Raw genomic sequence first — 17,693 nt, 5'->3', positions numbered from 1 at the left:
TGGCCGCACAACTCGCACAGCGCGGCATAAGTTGCATCTCATTTGCACATTTTTCTACGCTGCCGCAATGCGGCTGACAAGATTCACCGACCTGGCGCTGCGCGTGCTGATGCGACTGGCCGTCGCAGAGGGCGAAGACCCGCCCACCACCCGGGAGGTGGCCGGGACCATGCAGGTCCCGTACACCCACGCCGCCAAGGCCGTGGCCCGCCTCCAGCACCTCGGCCTCGTCGAGACGCGCCGGGGCCGCGGCGGCGGGCTCACGCTCACCCCGGCCGGCCGGGCCGCCTCGGTCGGCACCCTGGTTCGCGAACTGGAGGGCCCCGGCGACGTCGTCGAGTGCGAAGGCGGCGCCCCTTGCCCGCTGCGCTCCGCCTGCCGGCTGCGCGGGGCGCTGCGCCGGGCCCAGGAGGCCTTCTACACCGCCCTCGACCCGGTCACGGTCGGGGAACTCGTCGGCTCCCCCACCGGACCGCTGCTGCTCGGCCTCGGCCCCACCCGCGGCGCGTAGCGCCCCCAGCCCGCGCTGCCCGGCACCGCATCCCCAAAAATGCGCATCCAATATTCCAATTATTTGGTTCGAACAAGACAAGGGAACGCCCATGTTGTCCGAGTCATCGGCCGCGAGCTGTTCAACCGCGGCAACCAGGCCTCCGGCGCCCAGCGCCAGGCCCTGGCCGGCTCCATCGCCGCGTTCGCCGCGCATCTCGCGGAACGCCCCGACGACCGTCCGGACGCCATCCTGGCCCGCATCGCCCACAAGCACGCCTCGCTGGGTGTGACCGCCGAGCAGTACCGCACCGTGCACACCCCTCTCTCCGCGGCCGTCGCCGAGGTGCTGGGCGACGCCGTCACTCCGGAGGTCGCGGCCGCCCGGGACGAGGTCTACTGGCTGATGGCGGACGCGCTCATCTCCCTGGAAGCCCGGCTGTACGCACGACAGGGCGTCCGGGCGGGCGACGTCTGGCGCGAGTGCGCCGACACGCCCCTGCTGCTCGTCTCCGCCGGGATCGGAGTGACGCCCATGGCTGCGATGCTGCAGCAGCTCGCGGCCGACGGGCACCGCGGACGGGTCACCGTCGTACACGGCGACCGGAGCCCTGCCGCGCACGCCCTGCGGGCGGACTGCGACCTGCTGATCGCCAAGCTCCCGGACGCGGTCGCGCACTACTGGTACGAACAGCACGAGGGGTGCGAACAGCACGACGGCCGCGAGCGAGCCGCCCACACCCCGGCGGCCGTCCACACCGGGCTCGTCGATCTGGCAGGGATTCCGCTGCCGCCCGGTGTGCGCGCCTGGCTGTGCGGTCCGCTGCCCTTCATGCGCGCGATGCGCGGGCAGCTACTCGGCCGGGAGGTGCCCGCGGCCGACATCCACTACGAGGTCTTCGGCCCCGACCTGTGGCTCGCCGACCGCTGAGCGGCACACGCAGACGAAGCGATTCGACACAGCAGGTCGATGAAGCGACAAGACGAGACAGCGACAATGGACGGGTGACCGAAGAAGCGCCGCCCTCCCTGTCCGCCGCCCTGCGGCCGGTGCTCCCCTCCCCGCTCCAGGAGACCGGGGACGAGCGCTTCACCTCCCGCGGGCTGCGTCTGCTGCTCAAGCGCGACGACCTGATCCACCCGGACCTCCCCGGCAACAAATGGCGCAAGCTCGCGCCCAACCTGAAGGCGGCGGCCGGCCGCCCGGTGGTCACCTTCGGCGGCGCGTACTCCAACCATCTGCGCGCGGTCGCGGCGGCGGGCCGACTGCTGGGCTTCGACACCGTCGGGGTGGTACGCGGCGACGAGCTGGCCGGCCGCCCCCTCAACCCTTCCCTGGCGCAGTGCGCGGCGGACGGGATGCGGCTGCACTTCACCGACCGGGCTGCCTACCGCGCGAAACGCGACCCCGCGGTGCTGGCCCGCATCCTGCGGGAGGCCGCCGGGGACATCGCGCCGGACGAGGTGTACGTGGTCCCCGAGGGCGGCAGCAACGCCCTCGCCGCCCTCGGCTGCGCCGACCTGGGCCGGGAGCTGGGCGGCGAGCTTGGCAGGGCGGGCGGCGACGCCCTCGTCGTCGGCGTCGCCTGCGGCACCGGCGGCACACTCGCCGGACTGGCCGCCGGGCTCCCCCGCGGCGGGCGGGCCATCGGCTTCCCCGTCCTTCGGGGCGGCTTCCTCGGCGAGGAGATACACGCCATCCAGCGCGCGGCCTTCGGCGGGCCGGCCGGGAACTGGTCGCTCGACGAGCGCTTCCACTTCGGCGGATACGCCCGTACGCCCCCCGTGCTCGACGCCTTCGCCGCCGACTTCGAACAGCGGCACGGACTGGCCGTCGAGCGGCTGTACGTGGCCAAGATGCTGTACGGGCTCACCGCCCTCGCCGAAGAAGGGGCCTTCCCTCCCGGCGCCGCGGTGACCGCCGTGATCACCGGCCGTCCGGCTCCGTGACTCAAGGGCGCCGACGACGCAAGGACGCCGACGCCGACAGGACACCGACGCCGACACCGGGCCCGACAGGACGGTTCGATCGCCCGGCGCATGGGTACGTCAACCCTCCGCCGGTTCCTCTCAATTGGTTCCGGCAAACCTCTAGCCACTGTCCGTACTCATAGCCTTACCATGAGTGACAGCCATCGGTTGGGGGTCCGGCGACACGGCATCATGGATCGCGATAGCGTCGCCAGGCAGTACCGCCGCGTACTGACATATGCCCCACGGCTTCGGGACCTCCCCTCCCGCGGCCCCGAAAGAGCTTGTGCACCTTGGAGGTGAGGGTGTCCCAGATCGCAGGCGAGCCCGGGACTCAGGACTTCGTGGAAGTCCGTCTGCCCGCTGCGGGCGCCTACCTTTCCGTGCTGCGTACGGCCACGGCCGGTCTGGCCGCGCGCTTGGACTTCACCCTCGACGAGATCGAGGATCTCCGGATCGCGGTCGACGAGGCGTGCGCGATCCTGCTGCAGCAGGCCGTCCCCGGGTCGGTCCTCAGCTGTGTGTTCCGGCTGGTCGACGACTCTCTCGAAGTGACGGTCTCGGCCCCGACGACCGACGGGCGCGCCCCGGAGCGCGACACCTTCGCCTGGACGGTGCTCTCCGCACTGGCCGGCAAGGTCGACTCCTCCGTGGCGGACGACCAGACGGTCTCCATCAGCCTGTACAAGCAGCGCGGCGCGGGACCCGGGCCGGCGTGAGCGAAGGAAACGGGGACGGTCCGATGCAGGAGGACGAGGAGCGCAACCCCAGGGTGCTGAGCTCGTCGGCCGGCATCCCCGAGCAGCAGGCACGGCCGCACCCGGCGGTGGACGGACCGGGCGGCCGGCCGGCGGCCGCGGAGGAGCAGGCCCAGGCCCAGGCAGATCAGGCGGACCAGGCGGACCGTATGAGCGAGCACAGCGAGCACATGCCGGAGCAGCGGCAGGAGCAGCAGCACGAGCAGCCGCTCGACCCTAGGGACCGCAGCGGGGCGCGGGCGCTCTTCATCGAGCTGCGCAAGCTGCCCGCCGGGTCCCCGCAGCGGGCGGAGCTGCGCAATCAGCTCGTACGGATGCATCTGCCGCTGGTCGAGCATCTGGCGCGGCGCTTCCGCAACCGCGGGGAGCCGCTCGACGATCTGACGCAGGTCGCCACGATCGGCCTGATCAAGTCGGTGGACCGCTTCGACCCCGAGCGGGGCGTGGAGTTCTCCACCTACGCCACCCCCACGGTCGTGGGCGAGATCAAACGGCACTTCCGCGACAAGGGGTGGGCGGTGCGGGTGCCGCGCCGCCTCCAGGAGCTGCGGCTCTCCCTGACCACCGCCACCGCCGAGCTGTCCCAGCAGCACGGCCGCTCCCCCACGGTCCACGAGCTTGCCGAGCGACTCGGCATCTCGGAGGAGGAGGTCCTTGAGGGCCTGGAGTCCGCCAACGCGTACTCCACCCTCTCCCTGGACGTCCCCGACACCGACGACGAGTCCCCCGCGGTCGCGGACACCCTCGGCGCGGAGGACGAGGCGCTGGAGGGCGTCGAGTACCGGGAGTCGCTCAAGCCGCTGCTGGAGGATCTCCCGCCGCGGGAGAAGCGGATCCTGCTGCTGAGGTTCTTCGGCAATATGACGCAGTCGCAGATCGCGCAGGAGGTGGGCATCTCCCAGATGCACGTTTCCCGGCTGCTGGCGAGGACGCTGGCGCAGCTGCGCGAGAAACTGCTGGTCGAGGAGTGACCGAGGAGTGACCGGGGGCTCTGTCCCCGGACCCCGTTTGGGGGAGCTGAGCCCCCGGGCCCCCGCTCCTGCCCGCCGGCTACGCGTCGCGCGTCGCGCCCGGCCCGCGGATGCCCAGCGCCTGGGTGGCCGTCGGGTTGACCAGAAGCACCAGGCCGGTCACGGCGACGGCCGCCAGCGCGATCCCGAGGGGGATCAGCGCGCCCGAGGCGCGCAGCAGCGTCCATGCCGGGATGAGCGCCATCAGATGTGTGATGATCGCGGGGCCGCGGCTCCAGCTGCGCATCCGCAGCAGTCCGCGCGCCGCCGCCAGCGGGATCAGGGCGAGCGCGAGGAGGGTCATCCCGCCCATGAGGGCCTGGGTCCGGCCGTCCGGCTGCCCGAGGAGCGCCTCGACGAGCATGTATCCACCGCCCGCCGCGAGGGCGAGGCCCTCCACGCCGGACACCGCGGCCGCCGCGGTCAGCCGGGCGGGACGCGGTGGCCGGGGGCTGCTCTGCTCAGGGCTGGTCTGGTCTTCGGCACTCACCCCAGCAGGGTAGCCGCCCGCCGCGCCCCGGTGTCGTCCACAGGGCGAAGCCCCGGACTGGGCTGGGTACCCCCCAGTAGGTACGCTGCTGCGCATGCGTGCACTCCTCGTGGTCAATCCGGCAGCCACCACCACCAGTGCCCGCACCCGTGATGTCCTCATCCACGCGCTCGCCAGCGAGATGAAGCTGGAGGCCGTCACCACCGAGTACCGCGGCCATGCCCGCGACCTCGCCCGCCGGGCCGCGGAGTCCGACGACATGGACATGGTCGTCGCCCTCGGCGGAGACGGCACGGTCAACGAGGTCGTCAACGGCCTGCTGCACCACGGCCCCGATCCGGACCGGCTCCCGCGCCTCGCCGTTGTGCCCGGTGGCTCCACCAATGTCTTCGCCCGCGCGCTCGGGCTGCCGAACGACGCCGTGGAGGCGACCGGCGCGATCCTGGACGCGCTCCGTGACCGCACCGAGCGGACGATCGGCCTCGGCCTCGCCGCCGGCACGCCCGGCACGGAGGACGAGGGCGTGCCGCCCCGCTGGTTCACGTTCTGCGCGGGGTTCGGCTTCGACGCGGGCGTGATCGGCCGGGTCGAACAGCACCGGGAGCGCGGCAAGCGGTCCACGCACGCGCTCTACATCCGCCAGGCGCTGCGCCAGTTCCTGGAGGAGCCGCACCGCCGGCAGGGGATGATCACCCTGGAGCGGCCTGGCGCGGAGCCGGTCTCCGATCTGGTGCTGTCCATAGTCTGCAACACCTCACCCTGGACCTACCTGGGCAATCGCCCGGTGTACGCCTCGCCGGACGCCTCCTTCGACACCGCGCTCGACGTGCTCGCGCTCTCCCGGCTGTCGACGCCTGCGGTCGCCCGGTATGCCACCCAGCTGCTGACCTCCTCCCCCGAGCGCGGCCCGCGCGGCAAGCATGCGCTGGCGCTCCATGACGTCACAGACTTCGCCTTGCATTCAAAGGTCCCCCTCCCGTTCCAGATGGACGGCGACCACCTTGGAGTGCGCACCAGCGTGACGTTCACAGGCGTTCGCCGTGCACTGCGTGTGATTGTGTGAGTAGAAGGGCCGAAAGTCCTTTAACTCGAACGTACGGACTGGCTCCCACCCCATAGAAGTACGGCTGTGACCTAGTCGACACCGAGGAATCAAAAAAAACTTTCCGGAAGGGGTTGTATCCGCCGCCGAGGTTTGCGAATCTCTACTTGGCGATCGGGACAGCCCGCACCACCGGCCCCACAGATCGCCAGAACCCCTCCTCAAACCCAGGACCACGCCGGGCAACCGGAAGTCGGCCCTTCCCTTGCGGGGGGATTCGTGAAAGCGTTCACATTCACAAGCAACCTGTGTGTAATCAAGGAGAGGTAGCAGCCATGGACTGGCGTCACAACGCCGTTTGCCGCGAGGAAGACCCCGAGCTGTTCTTCCCCATCGGCAACACCGGTCCTGCGCTGCTGCAGATCGAGGAAGCCAAGGCCGTCTGCCGTCGCTGCCCCGTCATGGAGCAGTGCCTGCAGTGGGCGCTCGAGTCCGGCCAGGACTCCGGCGTCTGGGGTGGCCTCAGCGAGGACGAGCGCCGCGCTATGAAGCGCCGCGCCGCTCGCAACCGGGCGCGCAACGCAAGCGCCTGATACGCCCCCGCTACGACCTCAAGGCCGGCGGCGCGTACAGCGAGTACGCATTCCACCGCCCCCGAGCCGCAGCCGCGCAGTACCCCGAATGCGCATCGAGCACCACCTCATAGAGCTTCGAGCCCCGGACCGCTCTCCACGGTCCGGGGCTCATCGCCGTCAGCGCTTCTCTTTCGCGCTTCTCTTTCAGCGCTTCTCTTTCTCCGCCTGCAAGGGGATGTCGAGCACGACGCGAGTGCCGCGGTCCGGCGCGGGCACGGGGAGCATGTCGAACGTACCGCCCAACTCCCCCTCCACCAGGGTCCGTACGATCTGCAGGCCCAGATTGCCCGCGCTCTGCGGGTCGAAGCCCTCGGGCAGACCGCGGCCGTCGTCCTGGACCGTGATCAGCAGCCGTCCGGCGCCGGGCCGCAGACCGCCGCGCACCGCCGAGACCTCCAGCGAGCCGTGTCCGTCCTGGGGGAAGGCATGCTCCAGGGCGTTCTGCAGCACCTCCGTCAGCACCATCGACAGCGGGGTGGCGACCTCGGCGTCGAGGATGCCGAAGCGGCCGGTGCGGCGGCACTCGACCTTGCCCGGTGAGATCTCGGCGACCATGGCGATGACCCGGTCGGCGATGTCGTCGAACTCGACCCGCTCGTCGAGATTCTGCGAGAGCGTCTCATGCACGATGGCGATCGAGCCGACGCGGCGCACCGCCTCGTTGAGCGCTTCCCTGCCCCGTACCGAGTCCATCCGGCGGGCCTGCAGACGCAGCAGCGCGGCGACCGTCTGGAGGTTGTTCTTCACCCGGTGGTGGATCTCCCGGATGGTGGCGTCCTTGGTGATCAACTCGCGCTCGCGGCGGCGGAGTTCCGTGACGTCGCGCAGCAGGACCAGGGAGCCGATGCGCGGCCCCTTGGGCTTGAGGGGGATGGCGCGCAGCTGGATCACGCCGCCGTTGCCCTCGACCTCGGTCTCCCGGGGGGCATAGCCGGAGGCCAGCTTGACCAGGGCCTCGTCGACCGGGCCGCGGGAGGGCGCCAGCTCGGCGGTGATCTGGCCCAGATGCTGGCCGACGAGGTCGGCGGCCAGGCCGAGGCGGTGGTAGGCGGACAGCGCGTTGGGCGAGGCGTACTGGACGACCCCGTCGGCGTCGAGGCGGATCAGCCCGTCGCCGGCGCGCGGCGAGGCGTCCATGTCGACCTGCTGGCCGGGGAAGGGAAACGCGCCGGCGGCGATCATCTGGGCGAGGTCGGAGGCGGACTGGAGGTAGGTGAGCTCCAGCCGGCTGGGGGTGCGCACGGTCAGCAGATTCGTGTTGCGCGCGATGACGCCGAGGACGCGGCCCTCACGGCGTACGGGGATCGACTCCACCCGCACCGGAACCTCCTCGCGCCACTCCGGGTCGCCCTCCCGCACGATCCGCCCCTCGTCGAGCGCGGCGTCCAGCAGCGGGCGGCGGCCGCGGGGGACGAGATGGCCGACCATGTCGTCCTGGTAGGACGTGGGTCCGGTGTTGGGGCGCATCTGGGCGACGGAGACATAGCGGGTGCCGTCGCGGGTGGGGACCCACAGGACGAGGTCGGCGAAGGACAGATCGGAGAGCAGCTGCCACTCCGAGACCAGCAGATGGAGCCACTCAAGGTCGGATTCGCTCAGGGCGGTGTGCTGGCGTACGAGATCGTTCATGGACGGCACATCTGTGAGCGTACCTTTGGGGTGAACGGACGGGCCGCCGGGAACTAAGCTGTGCGAACAGATGGACATTCCCAAATGGTCTAGTCCACAATGAAGTGGTTCGCAATGAACCGGTAAAAAGGCCTCCGCCCTCCCCGCACAGGAGGGTGGATCGAGGCACCGGGCGCTCTCTGCCCTGACTGCGCCGATGCCTCCCCACGGCCGCCCGGGCCCGCACACCCGGCGGCCGGCGCAACTCCGGGCTGCGGTGCCGTACGGGTTGAGGGTCCCGTCGCGGCGCCGCGGCCCGCGGGTGCTTTTCGGGGTGCGGGGCGAACCGGTGCCGCATGACCCAGCCGCGCCCCGAGGGCGGCAGGCGCGACCGCCCGGGAGAGGCCTCAGTGCGTCTGGGTGACCTTGGCCAGCGCCCTCGGCGCGTCCGGGTCCTGGCCGCGTGCGATCGTGACCTCGTACGCCAGCCGCTGCAGCGGCAGGATCTCCAGGATCGGCTGAAGCTCCTCGGGCAGGTCCGACGTCGGCAGGACGAAGCCCGCGGACGCGGCCGCGACCTGCGCCTCGGGGCCGATGACCACCAGATCCGCGCCACGCCCCCGCAGCCGCTCCAGCACCGGCCGGAGCGCCTCGCCGCCCTTGCCGTCCGTGACGACCGCGATGACGGGCGAGATGTTGTCGACCATGGCCAGCGGCCCGTGCAGCAGATCCGCCCCGGAGTACGACAGCGCCGGGATGTAGCTCGTCTCCATGAGCTTGAGCGCCGCCTCCTTCGCCGTGGGGTAGCCGTATCCCCGCGAAGTGATGACCATCCGCTCGGCGAACCGGTAGCGCGCGGCCAGCTGCCGCACCTCGTCGCCGCGCGCCAGCACCCGCTCGGCCAGCTCCGGCAGCGCCTTCGCGGGCGCGCCGTCCCCGCCCCGCAGGCCCTCCACGAAGAGATAGAGCGACAGCAGCGACGCGGTGTACGTCTTCGTCGCGGGCAGCGCCTTCTCCGGCCCGGCCAGGATGTCGATGTGGTACTCGGACACCGCCGCCAGCGGCGAGTCCGGGTTGTTGGTGACCGCCAGGGTGATCGCCCCGGCGTCCCGCGCGGCCATCGTGGAGGCCACCAGGTCCGGTGACCCGCCGGACTGGCTGACGGTGATGACCAGTACGTCCCTGAGGTCCGGCCGCGCCCCGTACGCCGTCGTGGTGGACATCGAGGTGAGCCCGCACGGCAGCCCCAGCCGCACCTCCAGCAGGTACTTGGCGTACAGGGCGGCGTTGTCGGACGTGCCCCGCGCGGTCAGCAGCACAAAGCGGGGCTTCTTCGCCGCGATGGCCTCGGCGGCCTGACGGATCACCGGCGCGCCGGTTTCCAGGACGCGCCGCAGCACGGCCGGCTGCTCCGCCATCTCCCCGGCCATGATCCGGCCGGGGAGCTCACTCTCCCCGTGCTCAGCGGAGGGGTTCGTCACGGACGACATGCTGGGCGCCTCCCTGACGGCGTCATGAGGTCAGGCTCCGCCGGCGCCGGCGATGACCTCGGCGGCGGCGCGCCCGCACACCCGGGCCGCGCCATGGGTCGCGATATGCAGCGCTCCCCTGGGCTCCGCGCCGTTCACGCCCATCTCCACCACGACCACGTCGGGCCGGGCGGCGACGAGGGCGTCGAGTGCGCGCACCATCCAGGGGTGGCGGTGGGCATCGCGTACCACAGCGACGATCCTACGGTCCCCCGCCGCGGCCAGCACGTCGTCGGCCAGTCCGCGGGCGTCGTCCGTCTCCCCGTATGAGCCGCTCGCGGTGCCGGGCAGCAGGGCGTCCAGCTCAGCGGCCACGCCCCAGGGGGTCTCGTCGCCGACGGCGATGTTCGCGACCGGGGCGAGGGCGGCCACATACGGCGCGGCCGCGGGAGGTTCGTACGGAAGGCGGGCGGCCGTCAGCTTCACCGCGCGCCGGGCCGCGACCAGCCCGATGTCCGCCCCGCTGCCGGAGCCGGGCGCGGTCCCCTCCTCTGAAGCCGCGCCCGGCTCCCTCTCAGCCCCCCTGGCCCGGCGCGTCCAGTCGGCGAGGGCGCGCACCCGCGCCGCAGCGTCGACGAGCCGCTCCTCGGGCAGGTCGCCGTTCCGCACCGCCGTGACCAGCGCGTCGCGCAGCCGCAGTACGGTCTCCTCGTCGGCCAGGCCGCCGCCGACGCAGATGGCGTCGGCGCCCGCGGCGATCGCGAGGACGGAGCCGCGCTCGATGCCGTACGTCGCCGCAATGGCCTGCATCTCCATGCCGTCGGTGACGATCAGCCCCTGGTAGCCCAGCTCTTCACGCAGCAGTCCGGTGAGGATCTGCGGGCTCAGGGTCGCCGGGCGGTCGGGGTCGAGCGCGGGAAGCAGGATATGCGCGCTCATCACGGCTTTGGAACCCGCGGCGGCGGCCGCGCGGAAAGGCCCCAGCTCACGGGCGTGCAACGTGGCGAGGTCCACATCGACGCGGGGCAGCGCATGGTGCGAGTCGACATTGGTGTCGCCGTGTCCGGGGAAGTGCTTGGTGCAGGCGGCGACTCCGGCCGACTGGAGCCCCTCGACATAGGCGGCGGTGTGACGTTCAACCAGTTCCCGGTCCGCGCCGAAAGACCGTACGCCGATAACCGGGTTGTCCGGGTCTGAGTTGATGTCAGCGGAGGGGGCCCAGTTGAGGTCGACCCCGCAGGCGGCGAGCCGCCGGCCGAGCTCCGCGGCGACGGCCCGGGTCAGCCCGGTGTCGTCCACGACTCCCAGCGCGTGATTGCCGGGGAAGGAGGAGCCGGTGTGCACCTCAAGCCGGGTGACGTCGCCGCCCTCCTCGTCGATGGCCACCAGGACGTCGTCCCGCTCGGCCCGCAGCTGCGCGGTGAGCGCGGCGAGCTGCTCGGGCGAGGCGATGTTGCGGCCGAACAGACCGACCGCGCTCAGCCCTTCGCCGATGCGGCGGAGCAGCCAGTCGGGGGCCGTGGTGCCGGTGAAGCCCGGCTGGAGCACGGCGAGGGCGTCGCGGGTGAGAGTGTCGGATGTGCTCACAAGCGTCGTCATAGGACGGTGTTATCCCTTCACTGCGCCCGAGGTGAGCCCCGCGGCCATCTTCTTCTGGATGACCATGAAGAAGGCCACGACGGGGATGGCGATGAGCGTCGAGGCGGCCATCAGCGCGCCGTAGTCCACTCCGCGCGAGGTGGTGAAGTTCGCCAGCCACACATTGAGCGTGTATTTGTCGTTGTCCTGGAGCACGACGTAGGCGAGCAGATACTCGTTCCAGGCGTTGATCAGGGAGTAGATGGAGGCGGCGGCGAGACCCGGCGCGAGCAGCGGGAAGACGACCCGCCAGAAGGCGCCCATCTGGCTGCAGCCGTCCACCATGGCGGACTCCTCCAGCTCCCTGGGGATGTTGATCACGAAGCCGCGGATCATCCAGGTGGCGAACGGCAGGGTGGAGACGAGATAGACGATGATCACGCCCCAGTACTCGTTCAGCGCGCCGAGGTCGTTGAGCTGGAGATAGATGGGGATCAGCATCGCGGTCGGCGGCAGCAGCTGCACCAGGATCAGCACGATCATAAAGATCCTGCGGCCCTTGAAGCGGAAGCGGCCGATGGCGTACGCGGCGATGGTCGCCATGATCATCGCGCCGACCACCGCGGTGACGCAGACGATGAGGCTGGACTTGACCGCGGTGCCGAAGTTGGCCTGGTCCATGGCCCGGCTGAAGTTGTCGAAGGTGATCGACGAGGGCCACAGGGTCTGGTCATAGCTGCGGATCTCGGCGTTGGGCCGGAGCGCGCTGATGACCAGCCAGTACACCGGGAAGATCATGACGACGAAGGTCAGCAGCCCGATGAGGTTGTAGAGGTGCCGGGATCTGTTCTTGCGGTCCGGGCGGATCGCGGCGGACGCGGGCCGCGGCGATCCGGCCGGACCGGCGGAGGACGCGGTCTTCGCGGTCTTCGCGGTCTTCGCGGTCTTCGCGGTCTTCGGGGCCTTCGGGGCGGAGGCGGTGGCGCTCACTCGACCTCTCCGATCTTGAGCAGCTGGCGCAGGTAGTACACGGCGACGCCGGACAGCAGCAGCACCGTGATCAGGGAGATCGCCGCGCCCTGGCTGAAGGAGTTGGACTCGAAGGCCTTGTTGAAGGCGTAGAGGCCGAGCACCTCGTACTCCGGCTCGGGCTTGGTGCCGCGCATCAGCCAGACCTGGCCGAGGACGTTGAAGTCCCAGATGACCGACAGGGTCGCGACCATCTGGAAGACCGGTTTGATGACCGGCCAGACGACGAAGCGGAAGTTGCCGAAGGCCCCGACGCCGTCGATGGCCGCGGCTTCCTCCAGCTCCTTGGGGACCTGGGTGAGGGCCGCGTACAGCGTGATGGCGACAAAGGGGACCGCGCCCCAGACGACGACCGCGCCGATGACGACGAAGCCCTGCTTGTAGTCGAGGAACCAGTTGTGGCCCTGGAAGTCGAGCCCGAGGTACTTGGCGAGGACCATGTTCCAGACGCCGTAGTCGGAGTCGGAGAACCAGCGGAAGATCGACGCGGCCACCATCAGCGGGATGGACCAGGCGGCGATCAGCGCCGCGGTCACCAGCAGCCGCGCCCATGCCGACATGCGCTGCATCATCAGCGCGACGGCGAGCCCGAGGGCGAGGGTGGCGATCACACAGGCGGCCATGAAGACCACGGTGAGGACGACGGAGTCCCAGAAGGCGCCGTCGGCGAAGATAGTGGTGAACTGCTCGAAGCCGACCCAGGGGGCGGCTTCGCCCGTCCACAGCTCCTTGCGGCCGACGTCCTGGAAGGACATGATCACCGTCTTGACCAGCGGCCAGAGGAAGACCGCGGCGATGGCGACGATGGTCGGGCCTATCAGCAGATACGGCAGCAGCTCACCGGCTCTTCGGGATCGGATGCTGCGGGCCTTGCGCGCCGTGCCCTCGGGCGGCTGCGGGCCGGTGACCTCGGTGCGCCGCGAGGCGGGCGCCGCCGGGTCGGCTGCTTTCATATCGGCGGCACTCATGGTGCTGAGCCTTCCGTTCAGGTGTGACGACCGGGAAGTACCGGGGGCGGGGGCGGCGGACCTGCGCCGGAGCAGGTCGGCCGCCCCCGCGACAGACGAAGGGGACCGAAGCCGTCGAGAGTCCCGGGTCAGGTCAGGACTGCTCGTTGATCAGCTTGTCGATCTCCTCGTCGGCCTTCTTGGTGGCCTCCTCGACGGATGTGCCCTTGATGATGTCGAGCAGCATCAGCTCCAGGACCTCACTCTTCTCGACCGCGGCCCAGCCGGGGGCGATCGGGGTGAACCAGGCGTCCGGGACGGCGTTGGCGATCGGAGCGGTCTCCGGCTTCGCCTTCAGCGGCTCAAGCTGCTTGGTGTTGTTGGGCAGGATGTTCTTGGAGGCGAGGACGGCCTGGGACTTCTCGCTGGTGAACATGGAGATCCACTCCTCGCCCAGGTCCTGGATCTTGGACTTGGAGATGGTGGCGAGGTCGGAGCCGCCGATGAAGGACGGCAGCGCCTTGCCGTTCGGGCCGGGCATGCCCGCGGTGCCGATCTTGTCCTTCAGCTTCTCGTTGCCGTTGGCGGCCGGGTCGACGACACTGCCGGCCTCCCAGCCGTTGCCGTAGAGAAGAGCGGTCTTCTCATTGGCCATCACGTTGGCGTGGTCCTGCTCGTCCTTCGTCTTGTCGCCGTGGTTGTACTTGTTGACCAGGTCGACGAAGTGCTTGATGCCCTGCTGCGCCTCGGGGGTGGAGAGGGTGGCCTTCCACTTCTTGCCGCCCTCGTCGTACTCGGCGATCTGGCCGCCGTACGCGGCGACGTAGGACATGGCGGCATACCAGTAGCGGCCGGGCAGATAGAGCGGAGAGAAGGCCTTGTCGTCGCCGTACTTCTGCTGGACCTTGTCGAGGGCGGCGGTCAGCTCGGCTTCGGTGGCCGGCAGCGCGTCGGAGCCCGTGCCGGCCTTGAACATGTCCTTGTTGTAGATCGCGACACGGGCGCCCGCGTAGTAGGGGACGCAGTAGAGCTTGCCCTCGAAGGAGCAGGTGTCCTTCAGGCCCTTGATCCAGGTGTCGGAGTTCTCGTACTTCTTTTCGTCGATCTCACCCAGGGCGCCGTTGAGGATGTACGTCATGGTCTCGGTGTTGCCGAGCTCGACGACGTCGGGGAACTTGTCGCCGGCGAGGGCGGCGTCCAGCTTCTTGGTCTTGTCGCCCCACTGCTGGTACTGGACGTTGACCTTGACCTTGGGGTACTTGGCGTTGAACTGGGCGTTGACATCCTTGACCAGCTCGGGCCAGGTGGACTGCGCATCGACCATCAGCCAGACGGTCAGCGTCTCGTCGCGGTCCTTGGGGTCCTTCGCGGCCTTGGTGCTGTCGGAGCCGCATGCCGCGATCGACGCGGTCATCGCAGCCACACCCACCGCAGCTATGAGCTTACGCTTCACGCCACCCTCCTCAAGGGATGCAAGAGTTACCCCCCACCACCCGGGAGTCGCGCAGAACTTGAGGTCGCGCATCGGAGTCTGCCCTGGGGCCGGGATCTGGTCTTTAATGGTTTAGACCAGTACCGGGAGCTTGGCCTAGACCTTTAGGGGTGTCAAGGGTGTATAAGAAGGGCTGTCGCGTCCGTTACCGGACCGACATCTGAGGGAGGTCGACGACCTGTGACCGGGCCGTGCCACCATGTGAGCCGCGACAGACGGAGGTGCCGGTGACGGCAGCAGGGCAGAAGGCGGAGAAGCGGGCCATGACCACAGACGGGAGCGGCACCGAGACCGAGAACGGCAATCAGGCCCGCACCGCGCGCGTGCCCAAGTACTACCGCCTCAAGCGGCATCTCCTGGAGATGACCGAGACCATGCCGCCCGGCACCCCGGTGCCGCCGGAGCGGACGCTCGCGGCGGAGTTCGACACCTCCCGCACGACCGTGCGCCAGGCCCTCCAGGAGCTCGTCGTCGAAGGCCGCCTGGAGCGCATCCAGGGCAAGGGCACCTTTGTCGCCAAGCCCAAGGTGTCCCAGGCCCTGCAGCTCACCTCGTACACAGAGGACATGCGCGCCCAGGGTCTGGAGCCGACCTCTCAGCTGCTCGACATCGGCTATGTCACCGCCGACGACACTCTCGCCGGACTGCTCGACATCCCCACGGGCGGCCGGGTGCTGCGCATCGAGCGGCTGCGGCTCGCGAGCGGCGAGCCGATGGCCATCGAGACCACCCATCTGTCCGCGAAGCGCTTCCCCGCCCTGCGCCGCAATCTGATGAAGTACACCTCCCTCTACACCGCCCTGGCGGAGGTGTACGACGTACGGCTCGCCGAGGCCGAGGAGACCATCGAGACCTCACTGGCCACCCCGCGCGAGGCCGGACTGCTCGGCACGGACGTCGGGCTGCCGATGCTGATGCTGTCCCGGCACTCCATCGACACCCAGGGGGAGCCGGTGGAGTGGGTGCGCTCCGTCTACCGCGGCGACCGCTACAAGTTCGTCGCCCGGCTGCAGCGCCCCGGCGGAAACGCCGAATAAGTTCCCGCCGTTCAACTGACCTGACGGAATAGATCCGTTATCTGGACAGGGGGTGTCGCGGCGCGCCCCCCTCCCCTAGATTTCGTGCGCATTACACAGGCGTTCGGCAAGGGGACGGAGTTCGCCGTATGTCAGAAGTGCCCAAGGCGTCACAAGCGCCGGATTCAACGGAAGCGACAGGAGCCACGGGAACCACGGGAGCGACGGATCGTCAGCAGCCCGTGGTCACACCCGTACGGGTCGTCGTCGCCCTCTGTCTTATCGCACCGTTCATCGCGATGCTCTGGGTGAGTTCCTATGCCAGGGTCGAGCCGACATTCGCGGGCATGCCGTTCTTCTACTGGTACCAGATGCTCTGGGTCGTCATCTCGACCGGGCTCACCATGATCGCGTACTGGCTGTGGCAGCGCGACCAGCGCGCCCGGGCCGCCGCCGCTTCCCGGAAGGAGGGCGGGGACCTGTGAAGGACGGCGTGAACGGCGTCGCACTCGCCGTCTTCCTCTTCTTCTTCGTCGCCGTGACGGTCATGGGCTTCCTGGCCGCACGCTGGCGCAAGGCCGAGAACGAGCACAGCCTCGACGAATGGGGCCTGGGCGGACGCTCGTTCGGCACCTGGATCACCTGGTTCCTGCTCGGCGGCGACCTCTATACGGCGTACACCTTCGTGGCCGTCCCGGCGGCCATCTACGCGGCCGGAGCGGCGGGCTTCTTCGCCGTCCCGTACACCATTCTCGTCTATCCGCTGATCTTCACCTTCCTGCCGCGGCTGTGGTCGGTCTCCCACCGGCACGGCTATGTCACCACCTCTGACTTCGTCCGCGGCCGCTGGGGCTCCAAGGGGCTCTCGCTCGCCGTGGCGCTCACCGGCATCCTGGCGACGATGCCGTATATCGCGCTCCAACTGGTGGGCATCCAGGCCGTGCTGGACGTCATGGGCGTCGGCGGCAGCGAGCACACCAACTGGTTCGTCAAGGACCTGCCGCTGCTGATCGCCTTCGGGGTGCTCGCGGCCTACACCTACTCCTCCGGGCTGCGCGCGCCCGCGCTGATCGCGTTCGTCAAGGACACGCTGATCTATATCGTCATCGCGGTCGCGATCATCTACATCCCGATCAAACTCGGCGGATTCGACGAGATCTTCGCCAAGGCGGGCGCGGCATACGAACAGATCAACCCGGCCACCGACAAGCCGCGCGGCTCGCTGATCCCCGGCGACTCGGCCCACTGGGGCTATGCCACCCTGGCCTTCGGCTCGGCGCTCGCGCTCTTCATGTACCCCCACTCCATCACGGCGACGCTGTCCTCCCGCAGCCGCGACGTCATCCGGCGCAACACCACGATTCTGCCGCTGTACTCGCTGATGCTGGGCATGCTCGCCCTGCTCGGCTTTATGGCGCTCGCCGCCGGCGTGACCGTGAGCAACGGCCAGCTGGCGATCCCCCAGCTCTTCGAGAACATGTTCCCCGACTGGTTCGCGGGCGTGGCCTTCGCCGCCATCGGCATCGGCGCGCTGGTGCCGGCGGCGATCATGTCGATCGCGGCGGCCAATCTGTTCACCCGCAACATCTACAAGGACTTCATCCGCCCCGACGCCACGCCGGAGCAGGAGACCAAGGTCTCCAAACTGGTGTCACTGCTGGTGAAGGTGGGTGCGCTGGCGTTTGTGCTGACCATGGACAAGACGGTCGCCATCAACTTCCAGCTGCTGGGCGGCATCTGGATCCTCCAGACCTTCCCCGCGCTGGTGGGCGGCCTGTTCACCCGCTGGTTCCACCGGTGGGCGCTGCTCGGGGGCTGGGCGGTCGGCATGATCTACGGCACGGCGGCGGCGTACGGGGTGGCCAGCCCCACGCAGAAGCACTTCGGCGGCTCGTCCGCGACGATCCCCGGAATCGGTGAGATCGGCTACATCGGGCTCACAGCGTTTGTGCTGAACGTCATCGTGACGGTGGTGCTGACGTTCGTCATGCGGGCGGTGAAGGCGCCGGAGGGTGTGGACGAGACGAGGCCGTCGGACTACACGGCGGATGCGGGGGAGCCTGGGGTGCGGCGGGAACCGCCGAAGGTGGGCGCGGACGCGGCGCGCTGAGCGTTGCGCGTGCGGGGACCTTCCCCTGCCCTCCCCCTACGCCCTGGGA

Annotated in this window: 17 protein-coding genes; 10 read left to right on the top strand and 7 right to left on the bottom strand. The window is 69.7% G+C overall.

Going from position 1 to position 17,693, the window contains the following annotated elements:
* Nucleotides 1–67 precede the first annotated feature (67 nt).
* The 5 genes from OF819_RS25755 to OF819_RS25735 all read left to right on the top strand — a co-directional run bounded on the left by OF819_RS25755 (nt 68) and on the right by OF819_RS25735 (nt 4,189).
* The gene (locus OF819_RS25755; protein WP_267246029.1) at nt 68–511 is read left to right on the top strand and encodes an RrF2 family transcriptional regulator; all 444 of its coding nucleotides are present in this window, start codon (nt 68–70) and stop codon (nt 509–511) included.
* 63 nt (nt 512–574) lie between these two features.
* Nucleotides 575–1,420 (top strand): globin domain-containing protein, encoded by an 846-nt coding sequence (locus tag OF819_RS25750; protein ID WP_267246028.1) that lies wholly within the window; start codon nt 575–577, stop codon nt 1,418–1,420.
* Nucleotides 1,421–1,494: 74 nt separating this feature from the next.
* A complete protein-coding gene (locus OF819_RS25745; RefSeq protein ID WP_267246027.1) occupies nt 1,495–2,439 on the top strand; it encodes a 1-aminocyclopropane-1-carboxylate deaminase/D-cysteine desulfhydrase in 945 nt (314 codons plus the stop codon).
* Nucleotides 2,440–2,765: 326 nt separating this feature from the next.
* Nucleotides 2,766–3,179 (top strand): anti-sigma regulatory factor, encoded by a 414-nt coding sequence (locus OF819_RS25740; RefSeq protein WP_240134896.1) that lies wholly within the window; start codon nt 2,766–2,768, stop codon nt 3,177–3,179.
* Nucleotides 3,176–4,189, top strand: coding sequence for an RNA polymerase sigma factor SigF (locus tag OF819_RS25735; RefSeq protein ID WP_416370624.1), 1,014 nt, complete (start codon nt 3,176–3,178; stop codon nt 4,187–4,189). The genes OF819_RS25740 and OF819_RS25735 overlap by 4 nt, the downstream gene beginning before the upstream one ends.
* A 79-nt stretch (nt 4,190–4,268) precedes the next feature.
* On the opposite strand, the gene OF819_RS25730 is transcribed toward OF819_RS25735, so the two are convergent.
* The gene (locus OF819_RS25730) at nt 4,269–4,718 is read right to left on the bottom strand and encodes a hypothetical protein (RefSeq protein ID WP_267246026.1); all 450 of its coding nucleotides are present in this window, start codon (nt 4,716–4,718) and stop codon (nt 4,269–4,271) included.
* A 94-nt stretch (nt 4,719–4,812) separates the two neighbouring features.
* On the opposite strand from OF819_RS25730, the gene OF819_RS25725 reads away from it, so the two are divergent.
* Nucleotides 4,813–5,781 carry a diacylglycerol/lipid kinase family protein gene (locus tag OF819_RS25725; RefSeq protein ID WP_267246025.1) on the top strand — a complete coding sequence of 323 codons (969 nt, stop codon included), beginning with the start codon at nt 4,813–4,815 and terminating at the stop codon, nt 5,779–5,781.
* 314 nt (nt 5,782–6,095) lie between these two features.
* Nucleotides 6,096–6,353: a WhiB family transcriptional regulator gene (locus tag OF819_RS25720; protein ID WP_003953983.1), complete on the top strand. Its 258-nt coding sequence runs from the start codon at nt 6,096–6,098 to the stop codon at nt 6,351–6,353.
* A gap of 186 nt (nt 6,354–6,539) precedes the next feature.
* On the opposite strand, the gene OF819_RS25715 is transcribed toward OF819_RS25720, so the two are convergent.
* The 6 genes from OF819_RS25715 to OF819_RS25690 form a co-directional block, all read right to left on the bottom strand.
* On the bottom strand, nt 6,540–8,024 hold the full coding sequence (locus OF819_RS25715) for a PAS domain-containing sensor histidine kinase (RefSeq protein ID WP_267246051.1): 1,485 nt from the start codon (nt 8,022–8,024) through the stop codon (nt 6,540–6,542).
* Nucleotides 8,025–8,410: 386 nt separating this feature from the next.
* Nucleotides 8,411–9,493 (bottom strand): SIS domain-containing protein, encoded by a 1,083-nt coding sequence (locus OF819_RS25710; RefSeq protein ID WP_267246024.1) that lies wholly within the window; start codon nt 9,491–9,493, stop codon nt 8,411–8,413.
* Between the two features lie 30 nt (nt 9,494–9,523).
* Entirely contained in the window at nt 9,524–11,071 is a 1,548-nt protein-coding gene (locus tag OF819_RS25705; RefSeq protein ID WP_267246023.1) for a glycoside hydrolase family 3 protein, read from the bottom strand.
* Nucleotides 11,072–11,080: 9 nt separating this feature from the next.
* Nucleotides 11,081–11,917, bottom strand: a complete 837-nt coding sequence (locus OF819_RS25700; RefSeq protein ID WP_267246050.1) for a carbohydrate ABC transporter permease — start codon at nt 11,915–11,917, stop codon at nt 11,081–11,083.
* Between the two features lie 119 nt (nt 11,918–12,036).
* Complete coding sequence (locus tag OF819_RS25695) at nt 12,037–13,047, bottom strand: carbohydrate ABC transporter permease (RefSeq protein ID WP_267246022.1); 1,011 nt, start codon at nt 13,045–13,047, stop codon at nt 12,037–12,039.
* Nucleotides 13,048–13,180: 133 nt separating this feature from the next.
* A complete protein-coding gene (locus OF819_RS25690) occupies nt 13,181–14,479 on the bottom strand; it encodes a sugar ABC transporter substrate-binding protein (protein WP_267246021.1) in 1,299 nt (432 codons plus the stop codon).
* A gap of 302 nt (nt 14,480–14,781) precedes the next feature.
* Here OF819_RS25690 and OF819_RS25685 point away from each other — a divergent pair, with 302 nt between their 5' ends.
* From OF819_RS25685 to mctP, 3 genes are all read left to right on the top strand, one after another.
* Nucleotides 14,782–15,555 (top strand): GntR family transcriptional regulator, encoded by a 774-nt coding sequence (locus OF819_RS25685; RefSeq protein WP_267246020.1) that lies wholly within the window; start codon nt 14,782–14,784, stop codon nt 15,553–15,555.
* A gap of 221 nt (nt 15,556–15,776) precedes the next feature.
* Entirely contained in the window at nt 15,777–16,019 is a 243-nt protein-coding gene (locus tag OF819_RS25680; protein ID WP_267246019.1) for a DUF3311 domain-containing protein, read from the top strand.
* Nucleotides 16,016–17,644, top strand: a complete 1,629-nt coding sequence (gene mctP / locus OF819_RS25675; RefSeq protein WP_267246018.1) for a monocarboxylate uptake permease MctP — start codon at nt 16,016–16,018, stop codon at nt 17,642–17,644. Before OF819_RS25680 ends, mctP begins: the two co-directional genes overlap by 4 nt.
* The last annotated feature ends 49 nt before the right edge of the window (nt 17,645–17,693 follow it).

It is taken from the genome of Streptomyces sp. PR69 (assembly GCF_026420845.1).
Lineage (GTDB): Bacteria > Actinomycetota > Actinomycetes > Streptomycetales > Streptomycetaceae > Streptomyces.
Note: the sequence above shows the minus strand (reverse complement) of the source record. Positions and strands in the feature narration are given on the sequence as shown.

What these genes read in the sequence shown, in the direction of transcription:
- OF819_RS25720 (WP_003953983.1), top strand. Translation starts at nt 6,096, where the DNA reads ATGGACTGGCGTCACAACGCCGTTTGCCGCGAGGAAGACCCCGAGCTG.
- OF819_RS25710 (WP_267246024.1), bottom strand. Translation starts at nt 9,493, where the DNA reads ATGTCGTCCGTGACGAACCCCTCCGCTGAGCACGGGGAGAGTGAGCTC.
- OF819_RS25725 (WP_267246025.1), top strand. Translation starts at nt 4,813, where the DNA reads ATGCGTGCACTCCTCGTGGTCAATCCGGCAGCCACCACCACCAGTGCC.
- OF819_RS25685 (WP_267246020.1), top strand. Translation starts at nt 14,782, where the DNA reads ATGACCACAGACGGGAGCGGCACCGAGACCGAGAACGGCAATCAGGCC.
- OF819_RS25695 (WP_267246022.1), bottom strand. Translation starts at nt 13,047, where the DNA reads ATGAGTGCCGCCGATATGAAAGCAGCCGACCCGGCGGCGCCCGCCTCG.
- OF819_RS25715 (WP_267246051.1), bottom strand. Translation starts at nt 8,024, where the DNA reads ATGAACGATCTCGTACGCCAGCACACCGCCCTGAGCGAATCCGACCTT.
- OF819_RS25705 (WP_267246023.1), bottom strand. Translation starts at nt 11,071, where the DNA reads ATGACGACGCTTGTGAGCACATCCGACACTCTCACCCGCGACGCCCTC.
- OF819_RS25755 (WP_267246029.1), top strand. Translation starts at nt 68, where the DNA reads ATGCGGCTGACAAGATTCACCGACCTGGCGCTGCGCGTGCTGATGCGA.